This is a genomic window from Paenibacillus sp. J22P15 (assembly GCF_056269345.1).
The window spans coordinates 483,968-510,119 of record NZ_JBWDNT010000004.1 but is presented as its reverse complement, the minus strand read 5'-3'; the positions used below and the strand labels follow the sequence as shown (position 1 = coordinate 510,119).

General features: G+C 43.0%; 20 protein-coding genes. 2 read left to right on the top strand and 18 right to left on the bottom strand.

What is annotated here, in order from left to right:
* Positions 1 to 137 precede the first annotated feature (137 nt).
* From mglC to AC0YN6_RS13545, 3 genes are all read right to left on the bottom strand, one after another.
* The gene (mglC, locus tag AC0YN6_RS13555) at positions 138 to 1,157 is read right to left on the bottom strand and encodes a galactose/methyl galactoside ABC transporter permease MglC (RefSeq protein ID WP_475747427.1); all 1,020 of its coding nucleotides are present in this window, start codon (positions 1,155 to 1,157) and stop codon (positions 138 to 140) included.
* Positions 1,135 to 2,691, bottom strand: coding sequence for a sugar ABC transporter ATP-binding protein (locus tag AC0YN6_RS13550; protein WP_475747426.1), 1,557 nt, complete (start codon positions 2,689 to 2,691; stop codon positions 1,135 to 1,137). The genes mglC and AC0YN6_RS13550 overlap by 23 nt, the downstream gene beginning before the upstream one ends.
* Before the next feature lie 78 nt (positions 2,692 to 2,769).
* Positions 2,770 to 3,798: a galactose ABC transporter substrate-binding protein gene (locus AC0YN6_RS13545; RefSeq protein ID WP_475747425.1), complete on the bottom strand. Its 1,029-nt coding sequence runs from the start codon at positions 3,796 to 3,798 to the stop codon at positions 2,770 to 2,772.
* 607 nt (positions 3,799 to 4,405) lie between these two features.
* Between AC0YN6_RS13545 and AC0YN6_RS13540 the strand changes: the two genes are divergently transcribed.
* Positions 4,406 to 4,735: a hypothetical protein gene (locus AC0YN6_RS13540; RefSeq protein ID WP_475747424.1), complete on the top strand. Its 330-nt coding sequence runs from the start codon at positions 4,406 to 4,408 to the stop codon at positions 4,733 to 4,735.
* 70 nt (positions 4,736 to 4,805) lie between these two features.
* Here AC0YN6_RS13540 and AC0YN6_RS13535 read toward each other — a convergent pair whose 3' ends face one another.
* The 11 genes from AC0YN6_RS13535 to AC0YN6_RS13485 all read right to left on the bottom strand — a co-directional run bounded on the left by AC0YN6_RS13535 (position 4,806) and on the right by AC0YN6_RS13485 (position 18,340).
* Positions 4,806 to 5,558, bottom strand: coding sequence for a sugar phosphate isomerase/epimerase family protein (locus tag AC0YN6_RS13535; RefSeq protein ID WP_475747423.1), 753 nt, complete (start codon positions 5,556 to 5,558; stop codon positions 4,806 to 4,808).
* Positions 5,555 to 6,490: an aldo/keto reductase gene (locus tag AC0YN6_RS13530; protein WP_475747421.1), complete on the bottom strand. Its 936-nt coding sequence runs from the start codon at positions 6,488 to 6,490 to the stop codon at positions 5,555 to 5,557. The genes AC0YN6_RS13535 and AC0YN6_RS13530 overlap by 4 nt, the downstream gene beginning before the upstream one ends.
* Positions 6,491 to 6,516: 26 nt before the next feature.
* Complete coding sequence (locus AC0YN6_RS13525) at positions 6,517 to 7,485, bottom strand: carbohydrate kinase family protein (protein ID WP_475747420.1); 969 nt, start codon at positions 7,483 to 7,485, stop codon at positions 6,517 to 6,519.
* 52 nt (positions 7,486 to 7,537) lie between these two features.
* On the bottom strand, positions 7,538 to 8,548 hold the full coding sequence (locus AC0YN6_RS13520; protein WP_475747418.1) for a LacI family DNA-binding transcriptional regulator: 1,011 nt from the start codon (positions 8,546 to 8,548) through the stop codon (positions 7,538 to 7,540).
* A 241-nt stretch (positions 8,549 to 8,789) separates the two neighbouring features.
* Entirely contained in the window at positions 8,790 to 9,677 is an 888-nt protein-coding gene (locus tag AC0YN6_RS13515; RefSeq protein ID WP_475747417.1) for a CehA/McbA family metallohydrolase, read from the bottom strand.
* 28 nt (positions 9,678 to 9,705) lie between these two features.
* The gene (locus AC0YN6_RS13510; protein WP_475747416.1) at positions 9,706 to 10,614 is read right to left on the bottom strand and encodes a carbohydrate ABC transporter permease; all 909 of its coding nucleotides are present in this window, start codon (positions 10,612 to 10,614) and stop codon (positions 9,706 to 9,708) included.
* 104 nt (positions 10,615 to 10,718) lie between these two features.
* A complete protein-coding gene (locus tag AC0YN6_RS13505; protein ID WP_475747415.1) occupies positions 10,719 to 12,449 on the bottom strand; it encodes an extracellular solute-binding protein in 1,731 nt (576 codons plus the stop codon).
* A gap of 119 nt (positions 12,450 to 12,568) precedes the next feature.
* A complete protein-coding gene (locus AC0YN6_RS13500; protein WP_475747484.1) occupies positions 12,569 to 13,516 on the bottom strand; it encodes an ABC transporter permease in 948 nt (315 codons plus the stop codon).
* A gap of 369 nt (positions 13,517 to 13,885) precedes the next feature.
* The gene (locus tag AC0YN6_RS13495) at positions 13,886 to 14,608 is read right to left on the bottom strand and encodes a glycerophosphodiester phosphodiesterase (protein ID WP_475747414.1); all 723 of its coding nucleotides are present in this window, start codon (positions 14,606 to 14,608) and stop codon (positions 13,886 to 13,888) included.
* Positions 14,609 to 14,652: 44 nt separating this feature from the next.
* Entirely contained in the window at positions 14,653 to 15,381 is a 729-nt protein-coding gene (locus AC0YN6_RS13490; protein WP_475747413.1) for an MgtC/SapB family protein, read from the bottom strand.
* 364 nt (positions 15,382 to 15,745) lie between these two features.
* On the bottom strand, positions 15,746 to 18,340 hold the full coding sequence (locus tag AC0YN6_RS13485; protein ID WP_475747412.1) for a GH116 family glycosyl-hydrolase: 2,595 nt from the start codon (positions 18,338 to 18,340) through the stop codon (positions 15,746 to 15,748).
* A 143-nt stretch (positions 18,341 to 18,483) separates the two neighbouring features.
* On the opposite strand from AC0YN6_RS13485, the gene AC0YN6_RS13480 reads away from it, so the two are divergent.
* Positions 18,484 to 19,341 (top strand): AraC family transcriptional regulator, encoded by an 858-nt coding sequence (locus AC0YN6_RS13480; protein ID WP_475747411.1) that lies wholly within the window; start codon positions 18,484 to 18,486, stop codon positions 19,339 to 19,341.
* 137 nt (positions 19,342 to 19,478) lie between these two features.
* Here AC0YN6_RS13480 and AC0YN6_RS13475 read toward each other — a convergent pair whose 3' ends face one another.
* From AC0YN6_RS13475 to AC0YN6_RS13460, 4 genes are all read right to left on the bottom strand, one after another.
* Positions 19,479 to 21,116 carry an S-layer homology domain-containing protein gene (locus tag AC0YN6_RS13475; RefSeq protein ID WP_475747410.1) on the bottom strand — a complete coding sequence of 546 codons (1,638 nt, stop codon included), beginning with the start codon at positions 21,114 to 21,116 and terminating at the stop codon, positions 19,479 to 19,481.
* A 63-nt stretch (positions 21,117 to 21,179) separates the two neighbouring features.
* Entirely contained in the window at positions 21,180 to 24,122 is a 2,943-nt protein-coding gene (locus tag AC0YN6_RS13470) for a LamG-like jellyroll fold domain-containing protein (RefSeq protein ID WP_475747409.1), read from the bottom strand.
* Between the two features lie 282 nt (positions 24,123 to 24,404).
* Positions 24,405 to 25,175, bottom strand: coding sequence for a DeoR/GlpR family DNA-binding transcription regulator (locus AC0YN6_RS13465; RefSeq protein WP_475747407.1), 771 nt, complete (start codon positions 25,173 to 25,175; stop codon positions 24,405 to 24,407).
* 169 nt (positions 25,176 to 25,344) lie between these two features.
* A complete protein-coding gene (locus tag AC0YN6_RS13460) occupies positions 25,345 to 26,151 on the bottom strand; it encodes a PhnE/PtxC family ABC transporter permease (protein ID WP_475747406.1) in 807 nt (268 codons plus the stop codon).
* Position 26,152 lies beyond the last annotated feature (1 nt).

Sequence of the window (26,152 nt, the reverse complement as noted above, 5' to 3'; positions counted from 1 at the left end):
ACGTATAGCTATCTCCTGCAATGCCGTTAATAGCCTTGGCATTCGCCGAGGCTATATGTGATAAACATTCCTTTGAATCATCGTATACTTGCTTTAAAGCAACGCATACACCACCCCCTTATTAATAATCTCTCGAATTATTTTTTTGCCATATATTTTCGAATATCAAATGCAACAGCCGCAACAATAATGAGACCTTTAATAATTAACTGATAATAGGGGCTGACACCGATATATGTTAATCCGTAGTTAATAACACCAAAGATTAATACGCCTGCCGCTACGCCTTGAATCTTGCCCACCCCGCCAGCAGTTGACACACCGCCAACTACGCAAGCCGCAATGGCATCTAATTCATACATGTTTCCGTAGTTATTTGTTGCTCCTCCTGTTCGAGCAGCTTCCAACACACCAGCCAGACCATACAGTGCTCCAGAAATAGCATAAATATAAATAAGATTTCGAGAGACATTAATGCCGGAGACATGTGCCGCTTGGACATTTCCTCCAATTGCATACATGTTTTTGCCCAGACGAGTCTTATTAAATACTACCCAACAGATAACGGCTACAGCGAGCGCAATAAGAACAATATATGGGATCGTATAGCCGCCTCCAAGGTCAATATATCCCGAGCCCCACACTTTAAAATCATCTCGTAGACCGCCTATCGGCTGCGATTGATTCGGCTTCATATCGAAGTAAAGGCTATTGATGCCGTAGATGCCTACCATCGTTCCAAGCGTAGCAATAAAGGGCGGAACATGAAGCTTTGCAACGATAAAACCGTTTATTAAACCAACAAGCAAACCCACTACAATGCCTATTAAAATCGGAACTATAACCCAAAGCTGCGGTAAGTCTGGGAAAAATCGGTTGGCGTACGTATCTATTTGCAGCATCGATGCCGAAATAACAGCCGTGAGCCCAACAACTCGACCAGATGACAAATCTGTGCCGCCTGTTATAAGAATAAATGCCGCACCAATTGCAATAATTAGCTTTGTGGAGGACTGCTGCAATATATCTCTAAGCGTAGAAAAAGCTAAAAAGTTAGGATCTGCCACCGCGATGCCAATTACAATCAAAATCAAAACGACGAAAATCGCTCGTTGCATTAAATAGTCTTTCACTTTAAACAGTAATTGCGTGTTCAATACCAATACCCCCTGATAAGACCGATCGTTGCTGCGCAGCTAAACGCATTATTTCTTGCTCTGTTACCGTCTTGCCTTCTACAATGCCTGTCAATCTTCCTTCGCTCATAACCATAATTCTGTCAGACATCCCAAGCAGCTCGGGCATTTCCGAGGAGATCATAATAATGCTTTTCCCTTGCTTGGCAAGCTCTGTAATAATCGAATAAATTTCAAATTTAGCGCCAACGTCAATGCCGCGTGTAGGCTCATCAAGCAGCAAAATATCCGGTTCTGTTAGCAGCCACCGCGCCAACAGTACCTTCTGCTGATTTCCCCCCGATAAATAACGAATTTGTTGATGAATAGACGGTGTCTTTGTTCCAAACTTCTCAACATTAATGGCTGCGTCGTCTCGTCCCTGTTTTTCATTCAACAGCCCTAATCTATTTTGGTAGCGAGACAAATTCGCAATGATCGTGTTCTCATAAACCGATAACACTGGAAAAATTCCCGTTACTCGCCGTTCTTCTGTCAAAAGCGCAATTTTGTGTTTTTTCGCATCAGACGGAGTTTTTAATTTCACCGGCTTCCCATTTATGGAGATTGTGCCGGAAACAGCGCTACGCAATCCAAACAATGCTTCAATAAGCTCTGTTCGTTGAGCGCCAACCAAGCCGCCTAAGCCGAGTATTTCCCCACGCCTAAGTTCAAAGCTGATATCCTGAAACGACTTGGGATTAGGGGACGAAAGACCTTCTACCTTCATCATCGTGCCGCCAGGAACATTCGTGCGCTCAGGATAACGTTCTTTCAAGTCACGACCGACCATTCTCGTAATAATGAGGTCTGTCGTTAGCTCGCTTGAAGGCCAAGTTCCAATATAGTGACCATCACGCATGATCGTCACTTCATCTGAGATGCGCAAGATTTCTTCCATTTTGTGAGAAATATAAATGATAGATACGCCGCGCTTCCGCAAACTGTTGATGATGTTGAATAGCTGTTCAACCTCATTGCCAGTCAAAGAGGATGTTGGCTCATCCATCACAATAAGCTTCGAATGAAAAGAAACCGCTTTCGCAATTTCCAAAGTCTGAATTTTTGAAACAGACAGCGTCCCAGTCCGCACCCTTGGATCTATATCGACCTCAAGATCTTTGAATAAATGCAATGTGTCTTCGTACATTTTCTTTTCATTAATAAACTTAAGCGGACCAAAACCAACTTCTGGAAAGCGACCAAGCCAAATATTTTCCATCACATTACGATGCGGTACAGGATGAAGCTCCTGATGAATCATGGAAATTCCACTTTTTAGAGCCTCTTTCGAGTTATGAATCGTTATTTTTTGACCATTTATAAAAATTTCACCTTCATCAGGCCTATAAATGCCAAACAAACACTTCATTAGCGTTGATTTCCCAGCTCCGTTTTCTCCCATTAGGGCATGTACAGTTCCTGGCTTCACTTTTAGCGTAACATTGCTGAGCGCTTGTACCCCTGGAAAGCCCTTTGAAATTCCTCGCATATCCAGAACATATTGCTGCTCCATTTTATATCCTCCCATCAAGAACCAATAAATAAGTCAAGAGGAAACAGCGGGATACCGCTGTCCCTCGGCTTTATTTCATTACTCCGCGTCTGCTATGTTCGCATTTGTGATTTTCTTATACGGGATCCAAACATACTTTTCATCTGTGAGTTCAAAACCAATATTTTCTTTCGTTGGCGTCTCGCCTTTGGATAGCGCTGTAGCAATCGCTACAGAAGCTGCGCCTTGGTTTTTCGCATCATTCAGCACTGTACCCAGCATTGTTCCGTCTTTCAAGGCTTGAATAGCCGGAGCTGTTGCATCTACGCCGACAACCGGAACATATTTATCACCTTGGAAGTAACCCGATGCTTTCAAAGCTTCAATCGCGCCAAGCGCCATATCATCATTATTAGAAAGAACAGCTTCGATTTTATCTCCATTTGATGCTAGAAATGCTTGCATTTTTTCTTGCCCTTTGACCCGATCCCACATCGCAGTATCTTTAGCCAGCTCTTCAACTGGTATGCCTGCGTCCTCAATCGCTTGTACTGAATACTTTGTACGAAGCTCCGCGTCTTGGTGCCCTGGCTCGCCCGTTAACATAACGTACTGCAGCTTGCCGTCGCCGTTCTTATCCGCGCTTGGGTTTTCCTTCCAATAATCGCTAATTAATTGTCCAGAAATCGTTCCTGACGCCTCTGCTTTTGCACCAACATAGTAAACCTTATCCCATTTTGCCATATCTTCCGCAATCGGTTCGCGATTCAAGAATACGACTGGCGTATCTGCGGCTTTCGCTTTATCGATTATGACACCTGCAGCTGTACGATCAACTGGATTAATAATGAGTGCATCATACTTTTTCGAAATAAACAGATCCACCTTCTCATTTTGCGTCGGTTGCGAGTTTTGACTGTCCACTACATCTAATTTCGATTCGTTCTTCGCTGTCTCCAGCATCGCATTGCGCACACCCGTCATAAAGGTATCATCAAATTTGTAAATAGCTGCGCCGATCTGTATACCTTCCTTTGCTTCCCCTTGAGTACTTCCTCCATCGTTGCTGCATGCTGCGGCTGTCAACATCATACCAGTTAGCAATGCAAGAACCCATTTCTTCTTCATCCTTAATTCCCCCAATATCTTCAATATAGTGAAAATAGCTAACCCTTTTGGACCCCGTAACATAGCAGTACTCCATGTTGCTTTGCTATTTCATCATATCACCTCGGAAAATCAGGTCTTTATGACAAATTTTATGTTTTTTCGTTCTTTTCATTGTCTATCTGAAAATGCTTTCATTTTGTTTTGGTATTATTTTTAGCTTTTGTTTTATTATTGGCTTTCTACCTGTGCTCGGCTGTCCAAAATGGATGATTATTTCTTTCACTCTAGTGCCTTTACCACAATAGAAAAAAGCCACCTGAAAAGGTGGCTTTCACTTAAGAAGTATACAAAATAGCTCAACGAGAATGCCATTCAAGACCGGCAGCCTCGTATTAGTAATAATGAGACCTTAAGCGATACTTCCTCTTTATCTAAAGTCACGTTCCCTGAAGCTCACTGAAAGGCAGCTTCGTGGATGACTTGTGCAAAAATAGGTACATATAGATTCTTCTCAATATCCGTATAGATGTAAGCCAAACTTTTTGACAAATATGCTTTCACTTCATTTACGATCCTTTCTTTCAATTGCGGAACGACTAAGCCAATATAGCTGCTTCGACATTGTATGGTATTACCAGATATGATAAAAATGGGTTCAGGTGCGATTCTATTTATTCTATTTATAACAGGCATATCTGCTATGTTCCCTTTACCTTTTGTCGGGAATGGCGGAATCGTTATGTCTGGTATTCGTAATTATGCTACAAACCTTCACAATGAGTTGAAAGAAAAAGGTGTCTTTGTTGGACATCTTTCAATTGGGGCTATGATACAAGCTGGAACAGCAGGGGATCCGGATGTCATTGCTGATACTTGGTATAACCTATACGAGAAAGGGGAGCGTTTTGAAGAAATATTCCTTGAAGGGTTTCATCCGAATAGAATTCCAAATTAATATATTAGCGATTTATAGATTGGATAAGAAAAAGCCCGCTGATCTGATTATTCAGATGCGGGCTTCTAATTTAAACGAGAGTTTTTTCCAATTTCAATAAGTATTCCAAGCTAATAGCCAGACTGTCCATCGGGCTTCCTGAGCAGTAATCCTGCTCTACCGCAAACCACTCAACGCCGCTTCGCAATCCCCACTGGAGGATCGGAGAAAAATCAATAACCCCTGTTCCGATCTCAGCGATCTGTCTGCTGTCCGCAGTCATATCCTTCAGATGAAGGATCGGCATACGATTCGCATAATTCTGGATGAAGGACAACGGATCTTGACCAGCTTTGCGAACCCAGTACGTATCAATCTCAGCGTAAATAGCCGGATCATCAAGCAAGTATTCAAGTGCAAATTTACCATCTATGGATGAATGAAATTCAAAATCATGATTATGATAGCCAACGCGATATCCCGTGCCCTCAACTCTAGCAGCGACTTCAAGCAAGTCTTTCTTCACGCTTGCATACCCTTCTGGATTTTGCAGCCCATCCGGTAGGGAGTGACAGATGAAGTCTTTCGTATCGAACAAGCGAGCCTCTTCCAGCACTGCTTCTAAATCAAACTTCATTCGTTCCAGCCCTACATGCATGCCAGCGGTTCGTAATCCGAGTTCATTCATCACTGCAGCAATTTCTCGTGCTTCATATCCATGCAGCCCGTCGATCTGAACGGCCGCCCAGCCCATTTCACTCAATTGCTTCAATACCGCTGGAAAGTCCTTTTTCACTTCGTTTCTTAAGGTGTAGAGCTGAGCCGCCAATTGATGTTTAATCATTCTGCAATCTCCTCCTTTTTCAAATCCAGCCATTCGGCTTCCCCAGTAGTTAATGGTAGATTCATAGCCATAACCGAGTCATGAAGCTCATCAGGATTGCGCGGTCCGATAATCGCGCATGTTGGGAAAGGTTGATGAAGAACATAAGATAATGAGATTTGAATCGGTGTTACCTGCTTCAGCTCAGCTAGCTTCACGGCACGTCGATATCGCTCCCAGTTGTTGTCGTTGTAATACACTCGCACCATTTCCGAATCAGAGAGATTGTCTGGCGTAAACTGACCTGAGAAAAATCCGCCTGCCTGAGAGGACCATGACAATAGCGGCAATTGGTTACATTCATGCCAATTGCAGGTTTCCTCGTCAGCAGAAACACAACCCTCCCACCTCGCCTCTTTCGCCTTGGCCAGACTCAGGTTCGTACTGCTAAACGTAAAACCTGCTAATTGATGCGCCGCCGCGTATTCATTCGCTTCCTTAATGCGCTGATACGACCAATTCGATGCACCAATCGCGCGAATCTTCTTCGTCTCAAGTTGTTCGTTCAACTCTTCCATGATCGGCCCAACCTCGACGGTCGGATCATCTCTATGAAGTGCGTATAGATCGATATAATCTGTTCCCAGTCTCTCCAAGCTCTCGGCTAGGTCCTTCCGGATGGCTTGTGCATTCACCCGAGGTCCTGGACTCCCATCATCGTGATGGGCACCTTTGTTCATAATAACTACTTTTTCCCTGATCTTCTTCTCCGCCAGCCACTGTCCCAAAATCTGCTCTTTCCCTCTGTACTGATGGGCGGTATCAAACATATTGCCGCCGGCTTCAATAAAAGCATCAAGCATCAACCGTTTCGCATCGTCCAATACTCTTAGATCTCCCGTTCCCATAATCAACCGGGACATCGGCTTGTTCACACCCTTGATCTCCATCATTTCCATATGTAATCTCCTTTCATTTCTCATAAATAATCCATCACTGTGGTTTCCAGCGTTTCATTTGTTTCACCCATTCTGTCCGCGATAAATTTCTCCAGCAGTTGTATGTTTGTCGTCCCTGTGTTTCCACCATATTCACTTACAGACAGCGCCCCGCAAGCATTTCCATAAATCAAGCATTCCTCTGGATTTTTCCCTGCCAAATACCCATACATATAACCGGCATTAAAGGAATCACCTGCTCCAGTCGTATCGACAACTCGGACGGAGAAGCTGGAACGATATGCCTGCTGCCCGCCTACCGATGACACCGCACCTTTTGAGCCCAATTTGAGCACGATATGGCTGCTGTGTTTGGAAAGAACGCTAAGACTTTCCTCTACCGTTTGACAACCAGTGTAGTGTATCGCTTCGGTTTCGTTCATGAAGAAGACGTCGATATCCTTCATTAATTCAAATATGCCAGGATACCATTCCCCGGTATCATCCCATCCCATATCAATAGAGGTCGTAACGTTGAGTGCTTTAAGTTTTTTTACTGTTTCCAAAAATTCAGCATGATTGCGACTTCCCTTATAACAAGTTAAATGAACGTGACGTCCTAATAAAACACTATTCATGTCCAACTGCTGCAAGCTAAGCTCGGCGTTTGAACCTGCATATGTAATAAAAGAACGATCATTTTCTGGGTTAATTGCAATAGAAATGCCTGTATTGCTGCTGCTCTTTTTTATATATCTGGTATCGATTCCATATTGAGAAAATTGATCTTTTATAAGCTGGCCAAATCCGTCGTCACCTAATACCCCGTTAAAGGCAACCTTCAAGCCTAGCTTGGCTGTCGCCAAACTAAACAAAGCTGCCCCTCCGCCGACGTGGATAGTCATATTTTGAACAAATACCTCTTGTCCAGGTGCTGGCAGTTCGTTACAGCCCTCAACAACTAAATCAATATTCGCGTCTCCAATCACGATGACATCGTAATTTTTCATAGGTGCCTCATCTCCATCTATTTCCGATATGCACTGCTGTGCTCTCTATTCCTTATGAATCTCTTCGTTTACAGCTTTCACGGACAACTAGTTTATGCTCCATGATGATATCCTCGGTCGACGATTCCTTATTCGTAATTTGTTTCAGCAGCGCAGCCATCGTAACTGTACCCATGTCTTGAATAGGCTGCTCCATCGAGGTTAACCTCGGACGGGCAAGCTCGGTCAGTTGGCTTCCGTCAAAGCCCATAATGGAAATATCCTCCGGAACTCGAAGGTTATGATCCCAAATGCAGTTCATCGCTCCAACAGCCATATCATCACTTACGGCAAAAACAGCAGTAGGCGTTTGTTTGTTACGAAGAATATCTTTCATTTGCTCGTATCCACTTTTCACTTTATAATCACCGAACCGGATATTTTCATATATGATTTTAATAGAATGGTCTGACAATGCATTTCGATATCCGCTATACCGATTTTGTCCCGACGTAATATCGCGCATGTCGCCGCCGATAAACCCTATTTCCTCATGGCCTAGTTCAATTAAATATTTCGTAGCATCGTAAGCAGCTTTGTAGTCATCAATAATTACAGAGGCGAATTCATGGTCCATCGGTTTGACACTAGAAAAAATAACGGGAATGTTCATCTTATGAATCAAAGCACGGATTTCCTCATTGATTTTCTCATGCATAATAATGATGCCTTCTACCCGCATTTCCTGAAACACATTTATATACTTTAATTCTTTATCTATATCCTCGATGATATTGCATACCAAAAGGTTATAATCATTAGAGCTAGCCGCCTCTTCGATGCTGCTTAAAATTGTCGAATAGAAGCTTGAGGTAAGGTCTGGCACAATTACCCCAATGAGATTCGTTTTGTTACGTACTAAGCTTCGGGCAATATGGCTCGGAGCGTATCCCAATTGATCGATGGCTTGATTCACCTTTTCTTTGAGATCGTCTTTCACATACCTCTCGCCATTCAGCACTCTGGACACAGTCGTAACCGAAACTCCTGCTACCCGGGCCACATCTTTGATTTTTGGTTGCACATTATTCACCCTTCATGGAAGTATATTTCGTTCATATATTAGAATTATATAAGATATACACCGACTTCGACAAACCTTCTCATCATTTCTTCTTCGCTATTATCCAGCCGTGAAGACTAATCCTAACCTCTTATTTCTATTTCGCTATTTCTATCCAAGTAATCCATCTTTGATATGCATATCGGTAAATTGAATGATTGTAAATGTCCCATCTGATCGGAATTTTAAGATCTACACCTTATTAATCTTCAATAAATAAAGGCTGAGAAAACGCGGAATACCCGCCTTCCAAATAAACGGCTATACGGACGTATTTTTCGTCACCTTTACATTCATACTCTGCTTGTTTGATTCGCCCTGTTGTTTCTTTCAGCACCTGTCCGTCTTTGCCGAAGAACGTGACGTATTTGTACATTTTATCAAGCAAATCATTAGATCGAAGATCAACAGTAACCTTAGTGCCTTCTACTCTGATCGCATCAAACCCATATCCCGTTGATACATAAAAGTTGCCTTCTTTAATCGCATCAATAATAGCTTCGTTCGTATTTTCTTTAGCTCTGACCACGTTCCAAGCGCGTTTTTCTTGTCCATAAACGTGCGAGTCGTCATTTCCGAACCCCCACACTTTACGCCCGGCGGATAAAACAGCATCCCACTTGTCGAACGCGATATCGTACTCCGGATTGCCGTCACCGTTATAGACTTCAATCCCAAGATAACGTTCCATCTTAAGCATATCTTCTAGTTTCCAATAATTCGAGAAATAACGATTTGGATGCACGAGCACTGCAAATCCGTCGTTCGTCGATGTTAGATCCACAAAACGCTGGTAATTCTCAATCGTAAACTCACTGCTGTAGTTTTCCATAATCTCTTGCGGCGGTTTCACTAGCAGCATATGCGTTTGCCGACTGCTGACTTCTATTGCTTCGAAAACAGTCGTAATCCCTCTTTCGCCTTCGTGTTTTGTAATTTTATCATGGTCAGAGATAGCGAGAAAATCGTATCCACCGTACATTTTGTAAACCGTTTCGAGTGAAAACCAACCGTCGCTATTCGTCGTGTGGTTATGAAAGCTTCCTTTTAACCAAGTCCCCGTTTCTAGGTAAGGATTCATTATTTTCATATGTTTTCCCATCCTCTCCTAAGCTAATTTACTCTTTTATCGATCCGATCATAATACCTTTGGTAAAATAGCGTTGCACGAATGGATAGATGAGAATAATCGGCGTGACGACGATAATTATCGTAGCCATTTTAAGCGAGTTTCCTGTAACTTGCATTTTTTCAATCATATCGTATCTAAGGCCGGCAGCTTGATTGAGTGTATCCCGCATCGCTTCCGCACTCATCAGCATTTCTTGTAAAAGAGTGGATAACGGACGCAAAGACGATTTTCGAATGTAAAATGCACCTGTGAACCAATCGTTCCAATGACCAACGGCGTTAAACAAGCCTATGACCGCTATTACCGGCCGGCTGAGTGGCATAATAACGCGCAAGAAGATCGAAAAGTCGTTATACCCATCAATTCGTGCCGATTCTTCCAAGCTCGGATGAATCTGTTGAAAAAATGTTCGCATAATAATTATGTTCCATACGCTATATAGACTTGGAATGACATAAACCCAAATATTATTCGTCAAATGAATCGACTTAAGCAGCATGTAATAGGGAATAATTCCCCCTCCAAACAACATGGTGAAGAAAATGATCATCATGATGTACTTCCCGCCAGGGAGCGTTTTGCTCTTCAACGCATAGGCCGCTGCCGCAGTCAGAAAAACACTTGTGACCGTACCTACGACCGTTCGAAACACTGAAATACCAAAAGCAGTTGTAATATTGGACGTTTCAAACGCCTTATGGAAGTTTTCCAAGGACCAAATCCTCGGCCAGAAATAAATACCGCCTCTTTCCGCGTCTTTACCGGGATTAAAAGCAAGTGCAAAAATATTAAAAAAAGGTAGAATGATCGATAAACACAGCGCGATAAGAAGTAAATAGTTGACGATTCTAAATACTCTTTCGCCGACGCTGAGCTTATAAAATTCGTTTCCCACTTTCTCCCTCCTCCTTTGAAGGAAAGGCGCTTTTACCCAACTTCGGATAAAATCGCCCTGCCTCTTCCATTTATTTTCCACTTCCGAAAATTGAACCTAGCTGCCTAATCGTTCAGGTTTACATCCGTTTTCGGATCGGCATCTTTATCTGCGAGAAGCTTCAAATAATCGTCCAATCCAGCAGATTTCAATTGTTTCAAATTGCTTTCCAACATTTTCTTAGCTTCGTCAAGACTCTTGCCGTAATAAGCGCGGATCAATGTTTCGTTGTAAGCGTCCAAAGCCGCTTTAAGTTCTGCAGATCTGTCAAATTCACCGAGGAAAGCGGTAGGTACGTAGCTATCAACGATCTTCGCATTTTTGTACTTTTCCTCAAAGTTCCAGTATTCGATTAGTTGTAGAGCACCGTTATGTTCTTCTTTTTTCACTTTGTCGGCATATTGCATTTCACCGAAATCAGCCAAGTTATCGGTGTCAGTACCGCCTAGTATATCGCCCCATGAATTACCGACGCCTTGGAAGCCAAGCTTCTTCGCTTCATTCGGGTCTGTTGCTTTCAAATCCAACACTTCTTGTTTCACAATTGGAAATCCATCTGCACCAAGCGTGTAATCGCGTCCCTCCAAACCGTATTTCCAGATCAATTTTCCTTCTTTACTAGCTAAGTAGTCAGCGAATTTAACGATATCTTGCGGGTTTTTCGTTGTAGTCGGGATCGCCCATGCGCTGTAACCAGACTTAAAGCTAACTTGCATTTGGTAAGGGCCGTCTACGTTGTTAATGGGGCCGAGCGGGAGATAATGCATATCTTGGTTGAACTCTTGATAGTTGTGGGCATCACCGATAATCGCCCATGAGCCGTTCAATGCGCCCTCCGTTGCCCGGCTTTCATCGATCGTAAAATACTCTGGATGAATAAGCTTTTCTTTAAGCAACTTTTGGAAGTACTCTACTTTTTTCATAGGATATTCGGTTTCTGCTTCATGAAGGATTTGACCGTCTTTTGATTTTTTGATCCGCTGGTCGTCTTCGCCCCACTGCAAATCCTTGAAAGCGGCTGAAACATCTTTACCGCCCCAGAATGATGGGCCGATTGGGATAACCGGACTACCATTGTTGTCCTTGAAGTCACCGGCTTTAATTTTCTTCGCTAGCTCATACACTTCATCAGATGTCTTGATTGTGCGCGGGTCGATCCCCAGTGATTCAGCAATGTCTTTGCGGATATAAGCACCGCCTACGTATTTGTTAGATAGATAACCGCCTTGACGATTGATATTCATATGAACGAAATAAGAAGAGCCATTAAACTCAGGACGGAACATAACACCGTATTTCGTATCTAGCGGCAAGTAGTCATCTTGCAAATATTTGCTATACACTTTCGTATCTTTCATAAGCGGAGTCAGATCAGTGAACATACCTTCGCGTGCTGCTTTCAAGACAACCGGCATTTCCGGTCTACCGCTGTTATTGAGGTAGAAAGCAACAAAATCCGGTAAGTCGTTCGCTGCGATGCCTGCAATCAAACCATCGATGGATTTTTCGGCTTTCATGATTTCAATTTCAAACTCGATACCCGTCTGCTCCTTTATCTTCGCTTTAATTTCGGGGTTCATATCTTCTGTGTAATCGTCGGTACCCATGAATACAAGACCTTTAATCTTACGATCAGCAATCCATGTAGCCGGTTTCCCTTCAGATTCAGGTGTAACTTCTTCTGTGCCGCTAGGAGCAGGAGTTTCAGTATTGTTCTTGTTACCATTTGAGCAGCCTGCGATCAGCATCGCTGTCACCAAAGGTATTGCAAAATACTTTGCCCATGTCTTACTCATGCGATTTTTCCCCTTTTCTAAATGTTTTTATGAAACACGTCTGAAGACGTCTCCCACCAATTGGATGGTCATGCCAACCCTTTTTGTAGAGCAATTATGGTAACGTTATCAGGATAACGCTACCAAAGGGATGTTTCAGAAACCTTTCGGGAAACTCGATTCGCGAAAACAACCAAAATCAACCCAATTATTCCTTGCAGCATGCCCACGGCTGTCGCGTATCCGTACTGACCGCCTTGCAAGCCAACTCGGATAATATAAGTGTCCAAGATATCAGAGAGCGGTGCATTACCCGGTGTTTTAAGCAAATAAATCTGATCGAACCCGGCGGACAATATACTGCCTAGTGACAATATAAAGAGGATTACAATAGTCGGTGTGATGGACGGCAGTGTAATATTCCAAACTTCTCGGAATTTGCTTGCTCCATCAATTTTAGCTGCTTCGTACATTTCGGGATTAATTCCTGAAATCGCTGCGACATAGATGATCGAATCCCAACCAATAGACTTCCACAGATGGCTTCCGAACATAATCTGGTAGAAGTAAGCCGAATCCATCATAAAGAATGTACTTCCGTCGCCGCCCATTTTCGTTATTACCTGATTTAACAAGCCGGTATCGGGAGCGAGTATACGCTGAACTAAACCAACAACAACAACCCATGAGAGGAAATGCGGCAAGTATAGTAAGCTCTGAGAAACATTCTTGAACCATTTAGAGCGAACTTCATTAAACATAAGTGCCAGAATGATTGGAAACGGCAGGTATAGAAACAATTTCATGCAACTTATGATGAGTGTGTTTTTAATCAATTCGCCGCTTTGATACGAATTAAAAAATTGTTTGAAATAATCTAGGCCAACCCAAGGGCTACCTAAAATCCCCTCATTGAACTTGTATTCCTTAAACGCTAACAACAAGCCGGCCATCGGAATATAGCTAAAAATGATGAAGAATACAACACAAGGCAAGACCATGAAGTACAAATAACGATGAGCTAAGATTTTCCTCCATAAAACGATACCACTTTTTTTTCGCTTCATTGTTACAGTCATTTGCTTCATAAGTTGCAAGTCACCTTCTTTCTGATTACTGTCTGGAAGCGATACCATAGAGAAATCATTACTCAAATAAATTGTATCCAATCACCTTCTTAACAGAATAATGATTTTGTATTCTAAAATGATTGTATTAACAAAGAGTTGTTTATTAAACCATTATTTGTTATCTGCAAGTAAATATTTCGTTAAGATTCATTCACTCATTGGTATTAAGGATTACGACAAAATTCACCTTCTCCCATATCAACTTTGTGCGTCATTTAACGGATACACTTTTTTCTGGAAGCGATACCATGATGGATAAAATAAAGTGCGCTTCTGAAAAGTAAGCGCTTTCTATGAACGGATTATATCAAACTTTTTTCCAATTGGCTACAGTTTATTTATTTCATTTTTAAGTGCTATTAGATCAATTGGTACTCGTGTAGTAATGGCGTCTACTTGCATGCTAAGAAACCATTCCATAGCCGAACGATAGTTCACTGTATAAACCCATACCATTAAACCTAAAGCGTGAGCACGAGTCACAATAGGCGGAAGACATGTAAATCCATTCATGTTGAGCCCAGCGTACCCACCTTGCAGAGCTTCACTACATATGGTCTCCGCGAAATCGCCATATCGCTCCATTTGTTCCATTGATAAATCGTCTGGCGTATTCAGCATGACTTGAATATCCGGATATCGTACCGTAATGTTATCTGAACATCCCGTAATAAATACTCGATTTTGCGATTCAAACTGGTGAATAAGTCTAACTGTTGGATCAATGGCATCTACCGTTTTTATATCCAAATTCAATTTTATTTCAAGTGAATCCGATAATTGAAGAACTTGCTCCAATGTGACAATTTCATAATCTCTGTAAATCGGATCGATCAAAGACCGGATGGCCGGCTTATTTAGCTGTTCGAAGGTATGTGTGTGAAGATAAGGTGAATCGTCATGCAGGAGAATGGCTATACCATCTTTGGTTGCGCGTACATCGACTTCTACGATATCCGCTCCGAATTGAATGCCTTCATCAAATGATGCCATGGTGTTATCAGGATAAACACCGCAACCCGTATGAGCCGCTACCATTGTGTTATGCATACAACGTCTCCTCTTTCCATTATTCAAATGTTTCCGCTTTCAAATTACGCTGAAACTCCTTCGGTTTCCAAGCTTAGTACACCATCCATATGTGCTAATGCTGCAATTGATACCTCATAGTTTTTTATTTTCTTTAATTTCAACTGAATGCGAATAGTTAAATGTCGATTGCTTTGTTGTTCCCCCTCTTCATCGTTGTTTATCGTGAGCTTATTGATTTGAAGTCCACTTTGATTCAAGTGCATCAGAACAAGATTAAGACCAGACGATGTTTTATCCATTTTTATTAACAACTCACGTACTTTTTTGGTTCGAGAGAACAGCTTCTCGACCTTATTCAATAGAAACAAACTCACCACCACCAAGAAAGTCGCTATGACAGCGCCGTAGTAAAATCCCGCCCCTGCAGAAAGTCCAATTGCTGCCGATACCCACAAAGAAGCTGCCGTAGTCAATCCGGAAACGCCAAACCCATTTCGCATGATTGTACCAGCACCGAGAAAACCGACGCCACTGATAACTTGTGCTGCCAACCGAGCCGGATCTAAACGAACATTCGGTTCTGCGGCGAACTCAGCAAATCCGTACATGGATAACAATACAATGACAGCAGAACCAAGACAAACCAAAATGTGAGTCCGGAAACCTGCAGAATGTCCGCCAAGCTCTCGTTCTAGACCTATCAAACCGCCAAGTACTAGAGCCAATAATAATCTTAGCGTCATCTCAAATAAACTAATTTGCCATACAGTCGGATCAAATTGGAGATCCATCGTGTTTCACTTCACCTCCTATGCACTGGTTTCGATACTAATTTTAATAGCGGCTTATCATCTGGTTGCTCGATAAATGGTATAACTTACACTACAAGATTTCTATATTTTTCACAACTGATTTTTCATAAACGATCAGAAGCGTTTGAAATTCTGTTTCCTTGAGACGAACGACCTCGGCTAAAGATTTTTTCTTCGTATCAGCTATTCGGGGCAAGTTTGAAAATGAACTTCTTCTCATTCGCCACTGTGAGAAAAAAGGCCACCTCAAGAGGCAGCCCGAACTCTAGTTGAGATTGGATGTTAAATCGCATTTCTAACATACGAATGAATAGCGTTTGTTATATAGCCTTACCTCTTTCGTCTAAGTATGCTTGATAACAAGCATGTTTTCCTCGTCTATGACGACCGGCTGAGCAAAATGAATCTTTCCCTCCACGACGACGTAAGCCAAATTGGCAGCGCCTAATTCGATTCGTTCAATGGTTTCGATTCTATCTTCGGGAAATCCCATCGATCTTAAGGCCAACTTGCCGCCCAGAACTTGTAACTGAGTCTGTTTCACACTTTGCTCGTAGATGCCCCAGCCCATGTCGAGCGACCATAACGTACGAAACTTAACCGCGTCCGATTGTACGGGTTTGAATCCGATCATGCCTTCGACCATGTCGTATTCGAATCCGCTAAAGGCTTGCAGCAAGGAGTAACTCGCCATGGATCTTGCGTAGTTGCTGCCGCATTCGATCTCGTTCCACGGATTACGTTTCTCGCCGTCATAACGGTCACGGATCGCTTGAACGATGGAAATCCCTTCGTCGACGAACCTCTCTTGAATCATGTGCGAAGCCGCTTGGTATTCGAAACCGGTCATCGTCTCCGAGTTATAGGTCAACGGAATCGTCGGCTTAGCGCTGCCCTTGGGCCACGTGCAGATCACGAGACCGCCTTCGTCGTTAAGAGAGTACAACCGCCAAGTGTTCGCTTCCCTTCGCATGCTGGATTTGTAATTATGCCGATACAACGATTTCAATGCCGTGCGCGTCTGTTCTTTATCGAAGATTTCGCCCAAACCGCATAAATTTGCGTGCCACTGTGCGATTACTTGATCAATGACGCAGCCTTCCGCGATCTGGTATTTGATTTCCCCTCTTTCTTTGTTCCAATACGTGCTGACGGACTCTGAGCCAAATTGATCGAGCAACGATTTATCCGATAAATTGACTTGTTGAACATAGTACTCGCCATTGAACAGATTCTCGTCGATCCAACGCTTCCCCGATCGAAACAGACCATCGAATTCGTCTGCTGTTTCCTGTTCGCCCAAGTACGCAGCCATCTCCGCTCCTGCTTTAAGGGCGGCTAAGTAAAATCCGCTCAGCCAAGAATTTGGACCGTACAGCTCCATGTCGAGCGTGTGATGTTGCCGGCCCGACAGAACGCCCGTTTTATCCGGATCCCACCTGTCCTCGTTGCTGTCAGCCCAAGCATACGTAATGCTTTGCTTGATTTCCGGCCAGATGGATTTAAGCCACTCCGTATCGCCCGATATTTTCCAATCTCGATATGCTTTAACAATGCCGCCGAATTGACCGTCAGCGCAAGCACGGAAGTCCATCCTCTTACGTCCGAGCGGGAGCATTAACCGGAATGACATTCTGCCGTCTTCGCGTTTGTTGTACTTGAAATCCAAATCCCGCATGCTTCGTTCCAGCCGAGGGAACAGGAAGGGTAGCGCGTAAGCATAGTTCCATACATGCGTACAGGAGCCTTCGCAACAGCCGGTATCTTCGATACTTCCTTCGAATCCGTAGAAAGAACCGTCGGTCAGACGCAAAGTTGTCGCTGATTTGATCACAGATAAATTCGCGGACACTGCATCCTTGACGACGTCCGGTACTGTCGATGAGAACAACGCTTCTTTGAATTTAACGCTCTCTCCATACAGACGTTCCCAATTGTCGAATGCATATTTCGCGCACGCGCTGGAATCCTCAAACAACGTCGCGTAATAGTTTTTCCAGCTGTTAAGGCCTTCCGGATTGGGATTCCAATAATTGTCCACGTTCGGAAAGTTCCAACTGATCACAAAACGAATTTTTCTCTTCTCGCCTGGCTGCAGCTCGATATGAGCGGCAATCGATGCCGTGTCTTTGCGAGTCAAAGGCGGCTCTGTTACCGGATACTGCCGATTGCGCAAACGTCCTAGCCGCGTGAAATCATGCCAGAACATCTCTAGATTGTCGCACCAGCCGCCGCGATACCAGAATTCTTGGTAGCTAACATCAGCCGCGTCCGTTGACAGTGTAATATCACCGAACTGAGAGTGATCGTCTCCATACTGGTCGGAGTTTAGCTTAATTATATGAACATTTTTGCCTGAGGTGTCTTCGTTAACGCTGTATCGGTGATTTACCTTTTCCGTCGGAACAGGATTGCCAGCCGAGAGGCATAACGTATACGCAATCGATTCATGGACCGTATTTTCAATTTCCCACTCGAAGAAAGCAGCAGGCAGGCTCGAGTCATCCTCTTGCAGCGGAATGAACGGATTAAAGGCCACTAATTCTACGCGTCCAGGGAAATCGATTTCTGCGAATGACATGCCGGCAAGCGGAAATTCACCACTGAATTCGACCTCCCGGAAATGCGGCATGCCCGCCATCGTCTGGCTTTCCGGTCCGAATCCGTACCCACTATGGAGCGGAGCGCCTCGAAGATGCTCACCGACGTAAGGCGCTTGCAAATCGCCGTTCAGTACGCGCGCATCCAGCACTTGGCCATCCCGCTCCGCCTTTATCGCAAAGTGGCTAAAACCGTTGAAACTCTTCTTGTTGGGACGGTTGAATATTTCCCAATCAACCAACCGGCCATTACCCGCAAGACCGATGCTGCCGCTGCCGATCCCTCCGAGCGGAAAACTTATTTCTCTCAATTTCATACCTTTATACGTCTGTTTCACACTTATTTCCTCCCTTAAGATAATGGTATACTTGAACAATAATCTACCTTCATCTTAAAGGTTTATAAGCTTTCTTCCTGTATATATAAGATCTATTTTTTATGTATAAAACAATTATTTTATTTTGAACGAGGTGAAATACGATGAAATTAGAAGACTACGATATCGCGCCTTATATTCGCGAGTCGGATTATGCGATCCGTCCGCCCTTTTTTCTTGGAGAGCGCAATTTACTAGATTACATCATCTTTTATGTGCAAGAGGGATCGTTCGAAATCCAGCTGAACGGTATCGTTCGTCTCCTGAACGAGGGAGATCTTTGTTTATTTCAGCCCGGAGACATACATTCGATTAAAGGGATTACCAATACGATCAATCCTTACGTGCATCTGGATTTCTTCTATAATCCATTGAAAGAAAATAACTTTGTCACGCGTCCAGGACAATTGGATTTGTCATCCTACTCCACTTATGCACAACCTAGATTGCATGATTGCGAATCCTTCATCATTCCATTTAAACTCGTAACTCCGTACACGATTAAGTTGCGTGACCTTGTCTTCAAGATCATCGAATGCTGGCAATCACAAACCTATTTGGGCATAATGGAAGCCAACCAACTGGCTTACGAATTTCTGACCTTGCTTTTCAAAAGTTGTATGAAGCCTCAAGATAGCTCGTTAACTCGTCGTCCTTTCTTGAACTGGATTACGTCATATTTAGCGTTTCGAATCTCCGAACCTATCAATGTTAGCGATATGGCAAGAAGAGCAGGACTTTCCAAGTCTCGATTCACAGTGCTATTCAAGAAACAATTCAATATGACACCGTATCAATACTTACTGAAATTGCGTATCGAGCATGCTCAGGAGCTGTTAAAGGATGGCAAGACCCTTCAGCAAACTAGTGAATATTGCGGTTTCACTGACGTTCATCACTTATCCAAGACATTCAAGTCTATTACCGGGGTCAATCCCGGTTATTTCAAACGGAACCTATGATCGGGTACGCCGTCATAAACAACATCTGCCGCATTTTCAATGCTGACAAAGAGGATGCTCTGCTAATTTCATATTTTCATAGACAAAAAAATAGAAGCTGGCCAATGCCAGCTCCTGAGTAGATCTTCAGTATTGTATTATTGCAACATATAATTGATGATATTGCTTATCACCTTTGCCACTTCCGCACGCGTTGCAGTACCCTTAGCATCGAATTTATTATCCAGCTTGCCTGTCAGAATACCATTTTCGCGCATTACCTGAATAGCCTGTGCAGACCATTTGGAGATTTTATCCTGATCAGCAAATTGATGCTCTCCTGATGGCTCTGCCATCGCCAGATGCGCAAATTTCATATAATTGGCGATCATAACCGACATTGCTTCACGCGTCACAGCTTTATCCGGCGCAAATTCACCTTTTCCTGTACCTTGTACAATACCATTTTGGCTCGCCCACGCGATATAAGGCGCATAATATTGATTGGTTGCTACGTCTGTATAGCTTGCTTCCTGGCTGCCTGTTGCAACTGCACCATGCAATCTGCCGAGCACTGTCACCAGCATTCCTCTTGTCATTGTCGAATTCGGCGCAAATTTTTGCTCAGTTACACCAGTAAACAGCTCTCTTGCCGCTACCAATTGAATCACGTCTGCAGCCCAGTGATTAATCGAATCATCGAACTGCTTATCTCTGTAACCAACCACAAACATACCTGCTTGCTGCGTTGCCAACACGATCTTTCCATCCACTGCTTTAGCAAATGGAACAACTACTTTCTTTGTTCCTTCCATGCGATAGACAACTACATTATCATAAGACTCCGCAGCAGCTTTTACATATGTAAACTTCACATGTACAGGACGATCAAAGCCCGTAACAGGTTGCCCATTGGCTAGTACCGTTAGAATGCGTGCTGGTTTTTGCTCGAACCCTTCTGTTTTCTTAAGCTTAATAACCACATCCTTGCCTGCAAGCTGTGCCAAAATAGCTTGCTCCAGCTCTACATCACCTAGTGGTGACATTATAACCAGCTCTTTTCCACTTTTCGCAATTTGATCCACCGCTTGCTTGCCAAGCGCAACTTCAACACTCGTCGCCGTTCCCTGAACATCCACATCAACTACAATTTGTTCCAGCTTATCATTCTTAACCAGCTCGGCTACTTCTTGATCGCTCACTTGCGCACGAGCGTTGCCTTCAACATCGACGCCAGACTTTACTGTAATGATCTCTTGCGACGGCTTTCCGCCTGGATCTGGATTTTCAGGATCAATTACGACTGAAGAAGACTTGATCGTAAATGTCCCCGCTTTGCTGCTCAACTCAAGAGGTTGATTTATATCAGCAAAACCCTGTAAATTCGTGAGATTCAGTTCCTTAGCACCAACTGAACCCGTTGCCTTAAACGTAAGCTGCATCAACAAGGCGGATTGATCACTCTCAAAGCCTGTCGAGTTAACTGCTGCGGCGCGAACAGTTCCTTTGTCCGCATCCACATTATACTCATAAAGCCAGTTAGCTACAGCAGCTCCCTTTTTCACATTATCTTGGGTTAGCTCTAATGCAGTCTTGTCATAATTTAACTGAAACTCGAATGTTTTCAAACCTTTAGGCTGATGAAGGACAATATCTACTGTCGCCAAACCGCCTACAAATGCGCTTGCCGATTTTACCTCAACTATCGATTTGACTTCCGATGCTGCGTAAGTAACGCTTTGAAACAACAGTGTTAATATAAGAGTACACAAGATAATCAAGTTTTTTTTCCTCATAGCAAACTTCCTTTCTATGCTGTCAAGGAAGGCATTCAAATGCCTTCCCTAACAACAGCCCAATTATAGATTCGCTAATCGATCCGTAATCATCTGTAAAATGACGAGAACATCTTCTGTATTTACCTTTTTATCGCCATTTACATCCGCAGCAGCGCGCTTCGCTTCATTCTCTGCATCTGGTGACGCAACGACAAGCTTCAATACTTCGGCTGCATCCAACACATCTACTTTCTGATCGCCATTTACGTCGCCCCGCACAAAATTTACTATTGTAATTTTGACGCTAGTTGCCTTAATCGGTGTTGCTACTGATTCCCCTTCTGTATTTTCTGTTGCAGCTTGTAAATTTTCAAAGGTAATTGCTGCTTCCTGCTGTGCAGTAATATCTGCTTTTGTTTTGAATACGATATTGGCAATTACCGTATTGTCATTTGTTCCAAGCGCAGCTTGCGATACACCCGCAAAACTAATTTTTCCTGCTACTGACGTATTGTGAGCGCTAGTCTCTTTAAAATGTGCAAACTCAAAGCTCTCAAGCGTCAGCAAATCTTTATCATATTGAATAAGACCTTCAATACCTGTCATTTTATCAGCATTGCTCACCGTAACCGGAACTGTAAGTGTGCTGCCTTTACTTACCGTTTGATCAACAGCTCCAAGCTCAATATGTTTTGGATTCGGATTAGTGCTGCCATCGTCATATAAATTTAAATCCATTGAAAACTGATTGACTGCACGATACATTTTATCTTTACTAACAGAATACCAATTGACATCGACATTATTACTGCCCTCTTTAAACGTCATCAGCATAATCATGCCCAGATCGCTTTGCATAAACTGTGCATCCGCCAATACCTGCTTCACAGGATTGCCGTTTACGCCGATATCCTCTCTAACAACGATATCATGATAGCCAATATGACCCGAAGTCACCAAAATAATATTTTCATGCTTGCTCACAAATTCTTTCCACATATCATCGCCGTTATTGCCATCCGGAATATATGCACTTGGATAATCTTGATGCTTGGTCGTAATTTGCTCACCAGTATGGTACATATAAGAATGTGTCGTTACAATAACACGCTTGTCCGGATTATCTGCGACAACCTTATTCGCCCACTCCAGTACTGCATCATTAGGTGCAAATTCCATTGCAAGAATTAAATACTCTACATTATTAATAGTTACAGAATGATAAGTATTGTCCATTTTCCCCTCTACGAATGCTCCACCAAAAGTGGGCTCCTTCGAATACTTGTCATAGGGATAGTACTGATTGAACTTTGATGTATCACGCGTAACAGCAGTTTTGTCGATGACCATATCATGATTCCCGGTAGAAAACACATGAGGAAGTACTCCATCAAGCAATCTCATTCCTTCAGATGAAACTTTCCACTCCGTGTCACTGCGCGGTGTATCTACCAAATCTCCTACTTGTATAGCCAGCTTCATATTCAGCTTTTCCGTATTATCCTTGATCCAGGTCATGTATTCCTTGTAAACATCTGGATGTTTTCTAACTAAGTATTGTGTGTCCGGAATTACTGCAATGGTATAATCTCCTTCTGCAAACTTAGGCTCCAACCAATTTGTCGTTTCATCGTTATAAAGCAGCGCGTGATTTTGTGCCGATGAACTGTCTACATACTTATTGTCGCTCATACTATCCAGCTTCCAGTTACCCATCAATCCCGCTTCATTACCTTGCAAAAACGCATTGTAGTTTGCTTTAATTTCCTCTGCTGATCTACTTGTTGACCAGACGCGTACATCAGCGATTTCACCATTAAACTTCATCGTTGGCGTACCATCAGCATTATAGCCCCTAAAATCAGAACCGATTTTCATCTCGCGCGAGGTAGGATCATTGGGAATTGTAGCTGTTGCAGGTGCTTCATGAACCATTTCACCATTAATGTAAGTAGTAGATTTCTTATTAACATCATCCAGTACGATTGCTACATGAACCCAATCCCCTAAGTTCACATTGACATTATCAGCATTATAGCCAAACTCTTCATTCTTAGCAGCCCTCCAGTAAATACGAGGGTTACCATTAGTATTAATCTCAAAATTGAATCTAGATATATCGTTATAAGCCGGGTTATAGAAATTGCCAAGAATAACACCTACGCGCTGATTACTTGGCGTATTCGCCGGAACCTTTACCCAAGCCTCTACCGTACGTGGTGCGGCAGAAAAACGATCCTTTACAGCAAGCTCCATTTTTCCATCTGCAAAGCTTGTCCCTGTACCTTTAAACTTGCTTTCATACGTTCTGTCAAAGTTAAGCGGTGTAGCATTGATTTTTCCCGCTTTATCACGAATTATATTAATAATTTCGCTGAGTGCAGCTTTATCCAGCTTCCAGGCATGCATAAGACCTTCTTCGTCACCATTAACATTAGCAAACTGCTTCAATTGTTCTGGTGTACGAAGATCGTTCCACAATCTCACTTCAGAAACTTCCGCTCTCATAAAATGACCGTTTCTCGTATCTGTCCCAATGCTATGCAGACTGGCCTGTGGAATCTTTTCTGCCAGCTCTAGATTTTCAAACACAGCAATGACATTGCCATCTTGATATAGCGTTACTTTTTTTGCTTCAACATCTCTCGTTACTCCGAGATTGGACCATTCGCCAGTCGTAATGTTTTGACCCGATGTAGATCGGTCAATCAGAACGCCATTGGAAATTTCGTAATAACGGAACTGATTGTCAGCTGTAAGCTCCAATGAATAAACGGATTCAGCGCCTTGACGATAATTTCCAAACAATACCTGTCGATGACCAGGATTTTTTGCAAGCTTAACATGCATCTCAAACGTAACAGGAATATCATTCAGCTTTTCACTTAACTGCACAGAATTTTTCTTCGCGGGATCAAATACTAATCCCCCTTCTTCTGCTGCCTCTGCTGAAATAAATAGTGAGTTTGGCGTCAGCATCATTAGCGCTAAAACAAATGTCAGTACGATTCTTACTCTTTTCAAATCAATCACCCTTCTGCCATAAGGCTTCAATGTAAAGAGCCCATTTCGCTCTTCTTTCGTAGTATATAAAAATAATGCGATTTACAGCAACTGTTTTTGCGTTATTTTACCATATCTTAATATTTAAAAAAGCATAAAACATTATAATAAAGCATTGATATAAACAATCATTCATTAAGTCGATTATTTTCACCAATGAAAAACAAAAAACGCATTCAATACCGCTTCAATAGCGGATCCAAATGCGTTTGGCATTGCCTATTCTGTTCGATTTAACGTGAATTAATTTTGTCTATAAACTACTTTCATTCCTGAATTTTTATATTTTTTTACAATATCTTCATTAATGGTTGAGTCCGTAATAATCATGTCGATCGGTTCCAACGGGCAGACGTTCAGATATGATACTTTCTCGAATTTACTGGAATCGGCAGCGACATTGATTTGCCTAGCGCTACGCATCATAGCCTTAATAACATCGATCTCATGTATGCGAAAATCGGTTAAGCCCTTGGTCACCGATATGGCATTGATGGAGATGAATACTTGATCGATATTGTATTCGCTGATGGTTTCCTCGCATTTTTTCCCGTACAGCGCATATTCCTGCTGATCTAGAATCCCTCCCGGCACGATAACCGTAAATCCCGACTTGTTGGAGAAATGTTCGATAATGCGCAACCCGTTCGAAATGATGGTCAGCCGCTCAAAGTTTTCTGAAAGTTTCTTGGCGATTTCCAGATTCGTCGTACCCGCGTTTAGCGCAATCGCTTGTCCTTCCGATACGTACTCGCACGCCAGCTGGGCGAGCTCGATCTTCTTTTCTTTATTTTTGTTCTCGCGATACGAAAAAACATTCTGGTCGCCGTGATCCTCGGCTAGAATGGCTCCGCCATGCACGCGCTTGAGCAGCTTCTTCGTTTCCATGTTCTCTAAGTCACGTCTTACCGTATCAATCGATACATTCAAGACATGGACAAGTTCGGTCACTTTAACGGAATCATTTTGTTTTAAAATCTCTTGTATTTTTTTGTAGCGCTCTTCCTGCAGCATATACCCACCCGCTTCCAAAATCTTATGACAATTGCAATAACATAAGTATACATTCGAAGAAGCCCGCACTCAAGTGCAGGCTTCCACGGCAATTCTTATTTTTGCATTATTTTGCGGGGATAAAATTTCGCGGCAGATCTCTGCGGTGGAGCAGCCTGCTATCTGTCGATCAAATATTCGTCCTTAACTTCTTCTTAATCGTTCTGGCCAAGATTTCTAGTAATATAGCAAATGCAAGGATAAGGTAGGTGATTAACCCAATTTCGCGAATATCGAAATAAAAGTTGCTCGCCATGAACATATCGAAGCCGATACCGCCCGCGCCCGCTGCGGCACCCATCGCCACAGCTACTGCAAAATTGATTTCGAAGCGCATGAATGTCCATGAAACCAGGTACGAGATCGAAGAAGGAAGAACGGCTTGAAACACAATTTGCCACCAGTTGGCACCGCTGGCTCTCAGCGCTTCAATGACGCCGTCTTCCAACTCCTCAAACGACTCCGAATACGCCTTAACCAAGTAACTCACTGAATGGAACGTCATCCCAATGACGGCTGCCACGCTTCCAAGTCCCGCTGCCACTGCAAAGATTAATACCCATAACACGGTAGGCACAGCTCGAATAAAAGCGACTGCGCTTCTAATTACTAGTGATACCATTGGATTAGACAAATTACGGGCGGTGAACAAGCCAAGAAATATCGCAATAACCGCGCCGAACAGCGTTGTCAGGAAAGCAAGCCCAGCCGTAATTAGTAATTGCTTTAGCGCCTCTCCAAAGGTGAAATGCCGGGCATGCGGCTCCAGGAACATAGTCCCTAAAGTATCGCCGGTTAATTTCACAGCTTCGAGAAGATTTAACTCTTTATAGTCAAATGTCATAAAACCGAATATGGTGAGCGCCGTTAACGTCATTAATGTCAGCCGAATGACGAACGAAGCTTTATTGAACGGTTTGGCCGCGATCCGATTCATC